The sequence below is a fragment of the Pseudomonadota bacterium genome (assembly GCA_030859565.1).
Lineage (GTDB): Bacteria > Pseudomonadota > Gammaproteobacteria > JACCXJ01 > JACCXJ01 > USCg-Taylor.
In genome coordinates this window covers 1-12,559 of sequence record JALZJW010000018.1, presented here as the reverse complement: position 1 = coordinate 12,559, position 12,559 = coordinate 1, and the positions used below count along the sequence as shown (strand labels likewise).

The 12,559-nt window shown below is 57.6% G+C and carries 13 protein-coding genes; 9 read left to right on the top strand and 4 right to left on the bottom strand.

Annotated features, from left to right (window positions below; all coding sequences use genetic code 11):
* The first annotated feature begins 62 nt into the window (after nt 1-62).
* From M3436_04405 to M3436_04395, 3 genes are all read left to right on the top strand, one after another.
* A complete protein-coding gene (locus tag M3436_04405; protein MDQ3563402.1) occupies nt 63-839 on the top strand; it encodes a fatty acid desaturase in 777 nt (258 codons plus the stop codon).
* Nucleotides 840-937: 98 nt separating this feature from the next.
* On the top strand, nt 938-1,339 hold the full coding sequence (locus M3436_04400) for a hypothetical protein (protein MDQ3563401.1): 402 nt from the start codon (nt 938-940) through the stop codon (nt 1,337-1,339).
* Between the two features lie 160 nt (nt 1,340-1,499).
* Complete coding sequence (locus tag M3436_04395) at nt 1,500-1,694, top strand: hypothetical protein (GenBank protein ID MDQ3563400.1); 195 nt, start codon at nt 1,500-1,502, stop codon at nt 1,692-1,694.
* Nucleotides 1,695-1,884: 190 nt separating this feature from the next.
* Here M3436_04395 and M3436_04390 read toward each other — a convergent pair whose 3' ends face one another.
* Nucleotides 1,885-2,535: a TIGR02281 family clan AA aspartic protease gene (locus M3436_04390; GenBank protein ID MDQ3563399.1), complete on the bottom strand. Its 651-nt coding sequence runs from the start codon at nt 2,533-2,535 to the stop codon at nt 1,885-1,887.
* A 124-nt stretch (nt 2,536-2,659) separates the two neighbouring features.
* Between M3436_04390 and M3436_04385 the strand changes: the two genes are divergently transcribed.
* The 6 genes from M3436_04385 (at nt 2,660) to yqeC (ending at nt 10,460) form a co-directional block, all read left to right on the top strand.
* Nucleotides 2,660-3,826 carry an aminotransferase class V-fold PLP-dependent enzyme gene (locus tag M3436_04385; protein MDQ3563398.1) on the top strand — a complete coding sequence of 389 codons (1,167 nt, stop codon included), beginning with the start codon at nt 2,660-2,662 and terminating at the stop codon, nt 3,824-3,826.
* A gap of 172 nt (nt 3,827-3,998) precedes the next feature.
* A complete protein-coding gene (locus M3436_04380) occupies nt 3,999-5,933 on the top strand; it encodes a serine protein kinase (protein ID MDQ3563397.1) in 1,935 nt (644 codons plus the stop codon).
* 32 nt (nt 5,934-5,965) lie between these two features.
* Nucleotides 5,966-7,150 carry a DUF444 family protein gene (locus M3436_04375; GenBank protein ID MDQ3563396.1) on the top strand — a complete coding sequence of 395 codons (1,185 nt, stop codon included), beginning with the start codon at nt 5,966-5,968 and terminating at the stop codon, nt 7,148-7,150.
* A gap of 4 nt (nt 7,151-7,154) precedes the next feature.
* Entirely contained in the window at nt 7,155-8,525 is a 1,371-nt protein-coding gene (locus tag M3436_04370) for a SpoVR family protein (GenBank protein MDQ3563395.1), read from the top strand.
* Between the two features lie 164 nt (nt 8,526-8,689).
* Nucleotides 8,690-9,697, top strand: a complete 1,008-nt coding sequence (locus M3436_04365; GenBank protein MDQ3563394.1) for a hypothetical protein — start codon at nt 8,690-8,692, stop codon at nt 9,695-9,697.
* Complete coding sequence (gene yqeC / locus M3436_04360; GenBank protein MDQ3563393.1) at nt 9,690-10,460, top strand: selenium cofactor biosynthesis protein YqeC; 771 nt, start codon at nt 9,690-9,692, stop codon at nt 10,458-10,460. Before M3436_04365 ends, yqeC begins: the two co-directional genes overlap by 8 nt.
* A gap of 167 nt (nt 10,461-10,627) precedes the next feature.
* Here the strand turns inward: yqeC and M3436_04355 are convergent, their stop codons facing one another.
* The 3 genes from M3436_04355 to M3436_04345 form a co-directional block, all read right to left on the bottom strand.
* Nucleotides 10,628-11,200, bottom strand: a complete 573-nt coding sequence (locus M3436_04355) for a TIGR04211 family SH3 domain-containing protein (protein MDQ3563392.1) — start codon at nt 11,198-11,200, stop codon at nt 10,628-10,630.
* A gap of 316 nt (nt 11,201-11,516) precedes the next feature.
* Nucleotides 11,517-12,032 (bottom strand): superoxide dismutase [Cu-Zn] SodC, encoded by a 516-nt coding sequence (gene sodC / locus M3436_04350; protein MDQ3563391.1) that lies wholly within the window; start codon nt 12,030-12,032, stop codon nt 11,517-11,519.
* Between the two features lie 142 nt (nt 12,033-12,174).
* Nucleotides 12,175-12,559, bottom strand: a 385-nt coding sequence (locus M3436_04345) for a hypothetical protein (protein ID MDQ3563390.1), incomplete at its 5' end; no start/stop codon positions are given.

The window sequence follows — 12,559 nt, the reverse complement described above, 5'->3', positions numbered from 1 at the left end:
TTCTAATATAATCACTGAATTAAATGGGCGCACGCGCCGCCTAAGCCCGAAATCATAACCCAATGTTGTTCTGGACCCTTCAGCGCATTTTCGGCACTTGCACGATCATCGTTTACATCGTGCCCTTGATCTTCCTTGACCTTGAGGCGGTCAAGCCGCTGCTGTTTGAGCCCCTGATGTGGATCTTGATTATCCTGCAAGGAAACCGGCACTCGATCCTCGGCATGACGCTCGGGTTACATCGGTACTTTTCACACAATGCGTTCAAGGCCAAACGCTGGTTCGAGTTCGTGATCACCTATTCGTGCGCGGCGGCCAACCAAGGAGGCATGTCCTGGTGGGCCGCGAATCACCGCCATCACCACTGCCACTGCGATACCCTAGAGGACCCGCACTCACCGGTGGCCCGCTCGGTCCTTTACGCTTGGTTGGGTTGGCCCTATGACCTGAGGAATGCGCGCCGCCGTATCAAGCTGCGCTATCCCGAGACCGCGTGGCTCGACAAGTGGTGTTTTGTTATCCCGTGGGTGGAATGGCTGGCGGTCTGGGGACTGAGCGGATCGCGGGCGTTGTCCACCCTGGTGATTTTGATCCCCGCCTTTTTGTCGCCTTTCGGCACGCTTTGGTTTAACGTCATGTCCCACCGCGGCGCGCCGGATCCCGAGGGGTGCACGGCGCGCAGCTATCGCGTGCCGTCGGCGGTACTGCTCGGGGAATCCGAACACCGGAATCATCATGACTTCCCCGGTAAGGCAAGACGGCCGGGGCCCGATTTGCCTTACCGGCTCGTGTTGCGGCCTATGCAGCGTTTAGGCGCCATATGGGGGTTGCGTGAGTAAATGGCCTTGCCTTAGGTTAATTCGCGAAAGATGCTCTATGCTTCGCAGTAAACCAATACGTCCTATCAGGGGGCGCGGACAGGCCACGGGAGAGAACAATGAGCAACGAAGTTGACCCGGTCGCGGGGAGATGGTACGAACACATCGAGCGTGGCCAGAAGTTCGAGGTCGTCGATGTGGACGATGAGCGTGGGGTCGTTGAGGTTCAGTATGCCAACGGCGAAATTGACGAAATGGATATTGACGAATGGTACGATTTAGATATCGAACCGATCGAGATTCCCGAGGAGTGGATCGGGCAGAGCGTTGTGCCGAGCGGCCTAGACTCCGGCGATGAGGATGAAGAGAAAGGATCCAAGCCGAGCGACGATTGGAGGCCACGTTCTAAACATCCTAAGCGGCCGTTGGAAGAAAATGAGGAAGAGGAGGATGAGGAAAAAGAGGAAGATGACTGGGCCGACGGCCTCGATGATAACGACCGCTCGCGAGACGAAGACTGAACGCTCCTCGCCTCACCGGCATCTGTAAGCGGTGTTAAGGCGCACCACTCATAGTCTCAAAATCACCCTGCCGCGGCACAAATAATGCTGCTAATAGCCCATGAGTCCCGCATGGGGCTCGCGGGTCCAAAATGCTATGTAAGCAGGCGAGGTGTTCACTATGAGTACGCCATTTAACCTGGTTTTAAGACATGCGGCGCGGGCGTTTATGTTGTGGGGATCGGGTTGGAAGCACCGGCGGATCAAGGGCCATACCCAGCAGTACACGGAATGGCGAGATCCTATATCGGGCCTCTGGCATCGGGAAGACGCGGCCTTAAGGATCGTCTATGTCGAAACACGGCAATCGCGTTAAGGGCACGCGCATCAAGGCCCATCACGCGGCCGTGCTACCACGGTAGCCTCATCGGCATCGCCCGGCATACCGGCCAGCACCTCTTGTTCTATATTTTCGGGCAAGAGCTTCAAGTCGCGCCTTAGCATAAGTACGATCAATTCGCCGTAGCGCTTCTCTAAGATCCCCGGGCGATAGCGACGCGAACCTATTATCTTTTTCGCAGCACCATGAGCCGGCCCTCGCGGTCCATATCGACCCGGCTTAAGAACGACATTCCGAGCAAGGTTTCGGTAGGGAAGTCGCCGTCGATGATTGTGGCAGGGACGTCCACAAGCTCAATGTCCCCGACCCGAACTTTCTTGAGCGTAACCCCGAAGGATTTTACGATTCCCGAAGCTGTCGAGCTAACGCCTTCGCTTCCGATCAGCCTATAGTCGATGCCAAGTCGCCGGGCAAGGTGTTTGTTCATCGCTACCCGCGTGGCGCCGGTGTCGACCATGAAACTCACCGCGAATCCATTGATAGCGCCGCCTACGTTATACATTCCCATGTGATTAGGCGAGATTTGCACCGTGGCGCCTGCCGGTGCGGCTGCGAATCGACTGCCGATACGGTTGCCGAGAGCGTAGGTTCCGCGTTTTCCCTCGACCTCGATCACGGCTTCTTTACTATTGGCGGATATGAGCGTAATACCCTCGGGAGCCTGGTGTCCAGCGGCGAGTAGACGCTGTTTGCCGTTGATATCTATGATGGCCTTATCTTTAAACAGACCGACAACCATGAACTTCGGGGCCGCGAAACTCAACCCTGGGAACAGAAACAGAAGGAAAATCAAACACCAGATCCTATTGCCATGCATAACGCATCCCTGAGTCGTTCGGAAATCGGCCTTGGTATCGGCGCGTTTGCGGTACCGGTTTACTTATGCTTATCGTGGGAAGTTGAAAGGATACAGAAAAATACTAGTTAACATAATACACATTATGCGCATTATACGAGATCCGTATCCTCAAATAGATGCGTCCCTGTGGCGGGACGAGTTCCCCCTCACAAAAAATACCATTTATTTAAACCACGCGGGTATTGCGCCGTGGCCCCGGCGTGCCGCCGAAGCGGTAAAAACATTCGCGGAACACAATGTCCACCATGGCGCTTCGAACTATAGCCATTGGTTGGAGACGGAACGGCGAATTAGAGAGCAGCTACGGCAGCTCATTAACGCCCCGTCCAGCGATGATATAGCGTTGCTGAAAAACACCTCCGAAGGTCTGTCTTTTGTCGCCAGCGGGATCGCGTGGAGCGCCGGTGACAACATCGTGATTTCAGCCGAGGAGTTTCCGAGCAATCGTATTCCTTGGGAAGCGCTGCAAGCGCGCGGTGTGGCCGTGCGTCCGATCGAGTTGCTGAATGACCATCCCTGTCCGGAACAGCCGTTGCTCGATGCATGCGACAGGCGTACCCGGCTGCTTGCGATCAGCTCCGTGCAATACGCGAGCGGTTTTCGGGTTGATCTCGATTTGATTGGGGCCCACTGCCGAAAACATGGGATATTACTTTGCGTTGACGCGATTCAAACGCTCGGAGCGTTGAATTTCGACGTGAGCGCCTGTCACGCCGATTTTGTCGCCGCCGACGCCCACAAATGGATGCTCGGCCCGGAGGGCATCGCCCTTTTTTATGTCAATTCGGCCATCCGCGACGAAATCGCGCTGAGCGAGTTCGGCTGGCACATGACACAGGATCCGAACGACTTCGACCGCAAGGACTGGCTTCCTGCGGATTCGGCGCGGCGGTTTGAATGCGGGAGCCCGAACCTGCTTGGAGTACATGCCTTGTCGGCCAGCTTGTCGCTGCTGCACGAGATCGGCATGGCCGCTATCTCTAGAATAGTGTTGAATAATACGAGTTATCTTACTGATCTTATTATACTACATCATGATTTAGAGCTGTGCTCCCCGGCACATCTGGCGCACCAGTCTGGTATCGTGAGCTTCCGTCACCGCCGTGTTCCGAGCGAAAGCCTCTATCGAAAACTTCGCGCGGAGGGTGTCGTTTGCGCGATTCGCGGCGGCGCAATTCGATTTTCACCTCACTTTTATACTCCGCGCGATCAACTTGACCGCGCCCTTGAGCTGGTCACGGATCGCTAACGAGCGGCCCGTGCTTTTCAGCGAGCTAGACTAAACTCTGTGCGGTGGAACTAACAGAGCGTCACAACGACCTAGTAATGAGGGCACCATTGCTACTACCATTGAGATAAACGCGTAGACGAACCGGGTACTCAATTTTAGGCACGCGCTTTTCAGATTATTCGGAGAACATATGACCACGGATCCGCGGGGACAGTTTCTCGAATCGCTGACGGCTTTCACACAAGAGCACCGGGCGAAACATTGGGAAGGCGATTTCAGAGAGTTTCTACAGGACATTCTACCGCAACAGCCTGAGCGCTTTACGCGCAACAGTCACCAGTACCTTTGGAGTATGCTGCGCCGTACCGGGATCAAGGAACGCGAGAACGGCAACGACGCGCGGCCCCACGGTCTATTCACGGATGAGCTTTTCGGCATTACGGATGCGCTCGAACGCATAGCCGATTACTTCAAAGCCGCGAGTGCAGGCTCGGAGGTCGGGCGCCGTTTGTTACTGCTCTTAGGACCGCCTTCGGGTGGAAAGTCCACGATGGTGATCCTGTTGAAACGCGGCCTGGAAGAATATAGTCATACCGACGCCGGAGCGCTCTATGCCATCAAGGGATGTCCGGTCAATCAGAGCCCTCTTCATCTTATCCCGCACACGCTTCGAGGCAACTTCCGGGAGACCTATGGGGTAGAGATCGCGGGGGAGCTTTGTCCGTTCTGCCGCGTTCGTCTCGCGGACGAGTTTGCCGGCGATTTCATGCGTTTCCCGGTCCAGCGTATTTTCATCTCGGAAGCGGGCCGATCCGGGATCGGGACCTATGCGCCCCATGATCCCACCACCGCGGATATCGCCGATTTGGTGGGCTCCGTCGACCTATCGAAGGTCAGTAGGTTCGGCGACGAAGGTGATCCGCGCGCCTGGTCCTGGTCGGGAGCCGTCTATGCCGCCAGCCGCGGGATCTTGGAGATGATTGAGATTCTTAAAGTAAAGCGGGAATTTCTCTATCTACTACTGACTCTGACGCAAGAGAAGAACGTCAAGGTGTCCCGTTTCCCGTTGATTTACCTCGATGAGACCATTCTGGCGCACACCAACCTCGCGGAATTTCAAAAATTCCTGCAGGAACGGGAGAATGAAGCCTTGTTGGATCGCATGGTCATCATCAAGGTGCCGTATACCGTGTCGTACCAAGATGAAAGCCGAATCTATACGAAGCTAATCTCTTCGGCGCCCAACTTCCGGGAGGTGCATCTCGACCCCCATGCCCTTGATAGTGCCGCTATTTTTGCGGTCCTGACGCGTTTGCATAAATCCGAGCGCGAGGGTTTGGATCTCAGCAAGAAAGCACGCCTCTACACCGGAGAACAGGTGGAAGGGGTGAGCCTGGCCGAAGTGGACCGCATCCGCGCTGAGACGCCGGAAGAAGGCATGTCGGGCGTCAGTCCACGATTCGTGATCAACGCCCTCTCGAAAGCGATCACGAAAAGCGAGGCGCGCAGCCTGACCAGCATGGAAGTCCTGCTCGCATTGAAAGACGCGATCGAATCCGATGCCCGCATGGACGCCAAGCAGAAACGCCAGTGGCTGGATTTTTTGGTGGTTGCGCGCAAGGATTTTTACAACCGCTGGGTCAAGGAAGACGTGCATAAGGCCTTGTTTGCCTCCTTCGAGCAAGAAGCGCAATCCTTGCTGGATAAGTATCTCGATGAGGTGGAGGCGACGCTCGATCACCGTGAAATCACCGATCCGATCACGGGTGAACGCAGATCGCCCGATGAACGGTTCCAGCGCGCCGTGGAAGAGAAGATTAATATCTCGGACTCCGGCAAGCTGTCCTTTCGTCAGGAGGTGGTGCGTAAGGCGATGGTCGCATATAAGCAAGGCGAAAAGTTCACGCTCGACAGTCACGCGCGGCTTCACGAAGCGATCGAGCAGTATCTATTCGAGGAACGCCGCGACGTGCTCCGGCTTGTCGCCTCGACCACCCGTCCGGACGAAGTTGCGAAGCAAAAGATATCGGCCGTGCATCAACGCTTAGTCGACGAATACGGCTATGATGAGCACAGCGCTAAAGAAGCGTTGAATTACGTAACCACCTTGTTGTCTCAGGAATGAATGCGGAATTAGCGGCAAGGATTACACTACCAATGAACAAGGATCAGCACCGCGAGCGAATCCCGCAATCCAAGGACACGGAGTGGTACGATTTGTTTTCACGCGGGGCCCGCGACTGGCTGCGGCACAACGAAAAGATCCGCGACAGCGTTAAGCAACGCCTGCCCGAGCTGATTGCCGGTTCCGACGTGATCTCCCGTCCCGATAACCGTACGCTGCGGGTGCCCGTAAAGCTTTTAGAGCATTACCGCTTCCGCCTGAAGGACTCGGATCAAAGAGACGGCGTTGGGCAAGGGCAACCGGGTAAGGTGAAGGCCGGAGACATCTTGCGGCCGGCGCGTGGACTCTTCGACAGCGCCGGCAGGCAAGCCGGGAACGAACCGGGCGGCGTCCAGTTGCTGCTCGAATTCAAGGTTGACGATATCGTTGATTGGCTCTGGGAGGAGCTTGAACTTCCGAACCTTGAGCCGCGGCCCGGGGAAACGCTGATCGATGAGCAACTCGTACGCGAAGGCTGGGATCGGCGCGGCGCCCGCTCGCGTCTGGATAGACGGCGCACCTTGAAAGAGGCGATCAAACGCCGCTCGGTCCAAGATGATGCGCCCGATTTCACCAATGAGGATCTGCGTTTTCGGCAACTCGCGAAACGCCAGAGGCCGGCAATGAACGCCGTTGTCTTCTTTCTATTGGACGCCTCCTCAAGTATGGAGGAGGCCGACCGCAAGCTCGCCAAGGCTTTCTTCTTCTGGGTTCTGCAGGGTCTGAGGCGCCAATATTTGAATATAAGTACAGTATTTATCGCCCACACAGCGACCGCATGGGAGTTCTCCGAGGAGGAGTTCTTCAAAGTCACCGCCCAGGGCGGTACCCAGGCCTCGAGCGGTTTCGCTTTGGCGCTGGAAATACTGGAGACGCGATTCCACCCGAGCCGTTACAACACGTATCTGTTCTACGCCTCCGACGGCGATAATTTTATCGAGGATCGCGAGCCATCGGAGGCTGCCTTGGAGAAAGTAGCCGCGGCCGGAAATTTCGTCGGCTACGTCGAGATCGCGCAAACCTTGTCGGACGCCCTCGACACTCAGATGAGCGCCCTATTTCAGAGTTTGCTAAACCGGGGGCTACGCGTCGGGAGCTATGTGGTCGGGGGGCAGGAAGATATCTGGCCCGGCATAAAAAATTTCTTCAACCACCAAGCACAGCACGGCACTCCCTAGTAACATGAAGCGCAATCCCTACTGCGGTCCATTGGAGCAACTCGCGTACGATCAGGGGCTTGATTTTTATCCCGTTGAGTTTGAGTTGGTACCCCCGAGCTTCATGATGGAGGTCGCTGTCTATGGATTTCCCGTGCGCATGCCGCACTGGTCCTTCGGGGTGCGGTACATCTATCAGTTGGTTCAGCATCGCATGGGGCATTCAAAGATTTTCGAGGTGGTCTTCCCGGGAAATCCGGGACGCGCCTATCTTGCGAACACCAATACGATTCAGGAAAACGCCTTGGTGATCGCGCACGTGCTGGGACACGCGGATTTTTCAAAAAACAATCTTCTGTTTCAGCGTGCGCAGGAGCAAGCCGGGTACCATGTGGTCGAGCAAGCCGCGGCGCACGCGCTGCATATCGAAAACGCTGCTTCGGCCCATGGCCAAAAGCGGGTGGAAATGGTGCTTGATGCGGCGCTCGCACTGGAACAGCATATCGACGACAATCAAACCTTGTCGCGGCCGCCGTATCCGGCGCATGCCGCCGCCGAGGATCCGCCTCCCGCCGAGGGATTTCGAAAGCGATTCACCTCGCTACCGGGCGAGGCCCTACGGAAAGTCAGCGGCCACGAACATGTGCATGCTCCCGTTCCCCCTCATCCCGAGTATGACCTACTGTGGTTTATCGCGCACTATGCCCCGGAAATGGAGGACTGGGAACGCGATATTTTTCTCGCCGTGCGCGAGGAATCGTTCTATTTCTACCCGGTATTTTCCTGTCAGATCATGAACGAAGGATGGGCGTCCTATTGGCATGCGCGTTTGCTCAGAGAAGCGCGTTTTCTGCCGAACGACCTTTACCTAGACGCGCTCCGGGCCCATTCCGACGTCGTTCGTCCGTTCGCCGGAGAACACGAGATCGCACTGCAGATCAATCCCTATCATCTCGGGTTCGTTCTGTGGGATCGCCTCGTCGAGGACCGCGGGTTGGATAAAGCCCGCAGGATCATGCGGGAAGAAGATGACTTTAGCTTCGTGCATAATTATCTTGACGAGGAGCTGGCGGCGGAGCTAGGACTGTTCAGCTATAGCGCCAAACGCTGCGGCGAGATCAAAGTCAATGATGCGGATATCAACGCAATCCGCGAACAGATCTTGTCCCCGCGGTATCATTTCGGCGCGCCGCGGATCGGAGTGACGCAGCTACGGACCGACGGCACCTTGAATCTCAAGCACGACGCCATCGCGGACGGACGCGGACTCGATAGCGAGTACGCCCGCAAGGTGCTCGAATACGTCCACTGCGTTTGGCGCCGGCCTGTCGAGATGCACACGCTCGATGAGCGCAACAGGGAAACCGTCATTAAGGTTGGAATCAAAAGTCACTAAACAGACGCCCCGCAGCCCTGCCGCGGGGACCATCGGCCCCTCCTCCAGGGCGAGCCGGGCTAACGTGCAAAATGCGAGCGGTAAATTTCCGCACCACGCTCTTGGTGGGCACACAAAAGGGTTTGTTTTGTATGCGCTCCGATCATCGCCGGGAACAGTGGGAAATGGATGGGCCCCACATCGTCGGCTACGAGATCATGCATGCCTGGCTGCATCCGAGAGCCCCGCGTCTCGGGTACGCGGCGGCGAACCACCCTGTCTGGGGCGCCCATGTCTATCGCAGCACGGACGGCGGTCGCAGTTGGTACCCGTTGCCGGCGGTTCCCTGCCATAGCCCGGGTGAATACCGTTCAAGCCTCGATGCGGTTTGGTTTGTCGCGGCCGCTGATCGAGAAGATCACGGGCGCCTGTATGCCGGGATCGATCCGCCCGGTTTATTTTCAAGCGCCGATGGCGGTGAAAGCTGGGCACCGCTAATGGGGCTCAACCGGCACCCGACGCGTCACACCTGGGAACCGGCCCGCGGCGGCTTTGCGGTTCACTCCATTTATAGCGATCCGAGTGACTCGAATTGCGTCTATGCCGCGGTCTCCGCCGGCGGCGCGTTTCGATCGAATGACAAGGGGAACACATGGATCCCGATCAACCACGGCGTACGCGCGGAGAACATCCCACGCCCGCATCCGGAGACCGGCCATAACATTCACCGTTTGGTCGTGCACCCTACCCTACCCGGCCGCCTCTACCGCCAATGCTATAACGGCACCTATCGGAGCGATGATCGCGGTACCACCTGGATTGAAATCACCGCGGGTCTACCGAGCGATTTTGGCTATACCATTGCGGCCGCCCCGGAACATCCCGACATGGTCTATGTGATCCCCGAGGACAATCACCATGTCCGCACCACGGCCGGCGCCAATCTGCGCGTCTATCGCAGCCGCGATGCCGGTACCAGTTGGCAAGCTCTGACACACGGCTTACCCCAGGAGCATGTTTATGTCACCGTGCTGCGAGAAGCCTTGGCCACCGATGGTCTTGATCCCGGTGGGGTATATTTCGGGACCTCCGGCGGACATTTGTTCGCGAGCCGGGATGCGGGCGATCACTGGGATCTGATCGCGAGCTATTTGCCACGCATTCTCTCCGTCCAAGTAAGCACCCATGCATAGATCGACGGGCGTTCGCATCTCGCTGGTCGATGCCCTCGCCATTCAAGGCGGCATCGTTTGTTTTGTGGGGGCCGGCGGAAAAAAAAGCACGCTTTACCGGCTTGCGGCGGCGTGTACGGGCCGTGTCGCCGTGACCGCCACGGTGCACATCCCGCCGTTTCCGGAAGCTTTGAACGCCCATAGGATCGTCGCCGAATACAGCACGCTCCTCGAGGCGGTGAGGCATACGCGCATGCATCGTACCGTCGCGCTCGCGCAACCCTCCATCAAACCCGGGCGTCTACGCGGGCTGGCGCCGAGTGAGGTGGCGCACATTCATGAAGCCGGCGCCTTCGACGTAACCCTGGTTAAAGCCGACGGTGCGCGTTCCAGGTTGATCAAAGCCCCGGCGTCCGATGAGCCGCAACTTCCCGAGCACCCCTCCACGGTGGTGCCGATAGTTTCCGCCCGCGCCATCGGCGAACGGCTTAGCGACTCGATCGCGCATCGCGCCGATCGCATCAGTGCGGTGACCGGAGTCGAACCCGGCGAGACCATCACCCCGGAGCATGTGGCGCGCCTCCTCACCGATGAGCAAGGCGCGCTTAAAGGGATCGGCAAGGCCGCGGTCGTCCCCCTCATCAATATGGTTGACGAGCCCGAGCAAGAAGCGCTCGCCCGTCAGGTCGCCAAATGGGCCCTGGCGCTGACACGGCGCTTTGATCGGGTCGTGCTTGCATCCATGCTTCGAGATAATCCGATCGTCGCTGTGATCACACGCTAATCCGATTCCAGGGCCTGCGGGGGAGGTTTCCGGGCGAGGCTCTTATCGGCATCGGTCCGGAAGTAAATGGATCCCCTCGGCCAGTAACGCACGCAGCCCACGCGATTCGCCTGCGCGGCTCGAGCGCCGGCGCCAAGCGATGTACCGGCCTCGCGCGCTAAAGCAACCTACCAGCCGTCATTACGGCGGCGCCGTTTCGTCAAGTGCGGCGCCAGCAATCCCAGCACAATACCCGCCGCAAGCACCACCGCGCCGATCTGAAACCATTCGATCTGATTTTGTTGGTCCTTACCGGCCAACTCGTTTTGGAGCCGCATAACCTCGCTGCTGCGTAGCTTGGCCTCATGATCGAGGGTTTGATTCTGGTGTTTCAACTGGGTCAATTCCGATTGATAAGCCGCGAGCTTCGATCCTGATCCCTTGAATCGTTCCTTGAGTTGTTCCAGCTCGCGTTCCACACTCGCCAAGCGCTCGCGCCGGCTGATCTCAGTGCTGACGTAACGTTTTTCCAGCCAGCCCGATTTTCCCTCCCCATCCACGACCTTTACGTAGCCCGTCGTCTCGTTCCGATCGACTAGGGTCACGCGCGACCCGGCGGGTACGGTTCCAATAAGCTTAAACTGATTACTGGGCCCACGGCGCAGATAAACGCCCACATCGTCGCTGATATAGACAGTCTGCGCTCCCGCCGCGATGGCGCTTAACAGCACACAGGCGAAACCTAAGAGTGCTTTGTACACAACGATTCCCCCTCAATTCTGGCGAGATTCGATAGACGTTCGAAGCCGTGATGATAATTATAGGCAGCAACACGGTACTGTGAAAAATGCCGGGGTGCAACGGTGCGCGATGTGATCGGTACCGCCCTACCCTTTCGGTAAACTCGACCCGCGGCTATGCGTTCAAGAGATATTGGTCAAGCGGCAGTCAGCAAACCGCGCCATCTATCAAACCGACTCGCGTTCGGCCTCTGAGGAGACACGAATATCGCTTTCGAACAGCTAGAAAAATCGCCATCTTAGCTTGCGATAGCCGATAGCCCGCCCTTCAGCAGGTCTACTGGATAACGCCGCAGGCGATGCGCGCACCTCCGCCGCCGCCCTTCTCGGGTTGATCGGAATAGTTGTCCGATCCCGCGTGGATAATCACTGCCCGCCCCTTGAGATCGCTCATCTTCAGCCGCGGCACGGTGACCGCGCCGATCGCCCGCCCCGCCTCGTCCACGTTGAGGATCGGTAAGTCGCCTAAATGGCCCGCGCCTAGCGGACCCTCATGACGCCCGCTCTTGGCCGGATCGTAATGGTTTCCGGCCGACCACCCGGGCTGGACGGCGCCGTCTTTCTCGCCCGGATCACAGCTCGGATTTTCATGGAGATGAAAGCCATGATCCCCGGGGGGCAACCCGCCAATCTCGTGTTGTATCAGGAGCCCCCCCGATCGCTCCGAAAACGTCAGGTACCCGAGGACGGTCCCCACACCGCGGTCATCGATGTTGTGTAGGTTGACAATCAGCACCTCCGCCCGCAGAAGTTGGCTCGCCAAGAGAGTAAGAACGCCAAGATAGATGCGCATTTTCATCGTCTCGCTCCTTAATTTGTGATCGGATTCCGAATCGGTCCTATTCATAAGCAGGTAATAGACAGGCTCGCTGCGTCGACCGGCTCGTGTACACGTTTTAGCACTAGGCGGCGCGCCGATCAGAGCATAGCGCCGCTCATGCTTCGATCTCTCCCTCGCCGTGAAGCCACCCCCATCTCTTTACGCTTCCCACAATATAGGCGCAACCGGTGGCGAAGGACACGAGGGAATAGAAGAGGACGCGAAACGGGAGTGAGTCAGGATCTCGAAGAAGTTGCAGCGCCTGTTCGATGAAGCTTAACCCGCGGAATGCATACATACCGCCGATCGTAAATAGAGCAACCGTAAGCAAGGGCAAGCGGCGGATTATGCTAGCTCCCGCGAGCGCATAGCTCCCGAAGAGAGCATGCACGGCAGCCAACGAAAGGGTCTGGATCACCGGGGAAAAGGAACCGCTCTCGGCGAGCCGGGCGAGTCGTTGGCCGCCGAAAAAGCTATACGCCGAGGGACCGATCAAGACA

Coding starts and splice junctions, on each gene's coding strand:
- M3436_04405 (MDQ3563402.1), top strand. CDS start 63: ATGTTGTTCTGGACCCTTCAGCGCATTTTCGGCACTTGCACGATCATC.
- M3436_04400 (MDQ3563401.1), top strand. CDS start 938: ATGAGCAACGAAGTTGACCCGGTCGCGGGGAGATGGTACGAACACATC.
- M3436_04395 (MDQ3563400.1), top strand. CDS start 1,500: ATGAGTACGCCATTTAACCTGGTTTTAAGACATGCGGCGCGGGCGTTT.
- M3436_04390 (MDQ3563399.1), bottom strand. CDS start 2,535: ATGCATGGCAATAGGATCTGGTGTTTGATTTTCCTTCTGTTTCTGTTC.
- M3436_04385 (MDQ3563398.1), top strand. CDS start 2,660: ATGCGCATTATACGAGATCCGTATCCTCAAATAGATGCGTCCCTGTGG.
- M3436_04380 (MDQ3563397.1), top strand. CDS start 3,999: ATGACCACGGATCCGCGGGGACAGTTTCTCGAATCGCTGACGGCTTTC.
- M3436_04375 (MDQ3563396.1), top strand. CDS start 5,966: ATGAACAAGGATCAGCACCGCGAGCGAATCCCGCAATCCAAGGACACG.
- M3436_04370 (MDQ3563395.1), top strand. CDS start 7,155: ATGAAGCGCAATCCCTACTGCGGTCCATTGGAGCAACTCGCGTACGAT.
- M3436_04365 (MDQ3563394.1), top strand. CDS start 8,690: ATGGATGGGCCCCACATCGTCGGCTACGAGATCATGCATGCCTGGCTG.
- yqeC (MDQ3563393.1), top strand. CDS start 9,690: ATGCATAGATCGACGGGCGTTCGCATCTCGCTGGTCGATGCCCTCGCC.
- sodC (MDQ3563391.1), bottom strand. CDS start 12,032: ATGCGCATCTATCTTGGCGTTCTTACTCTCTTGGCGAGCCAACTTCTG.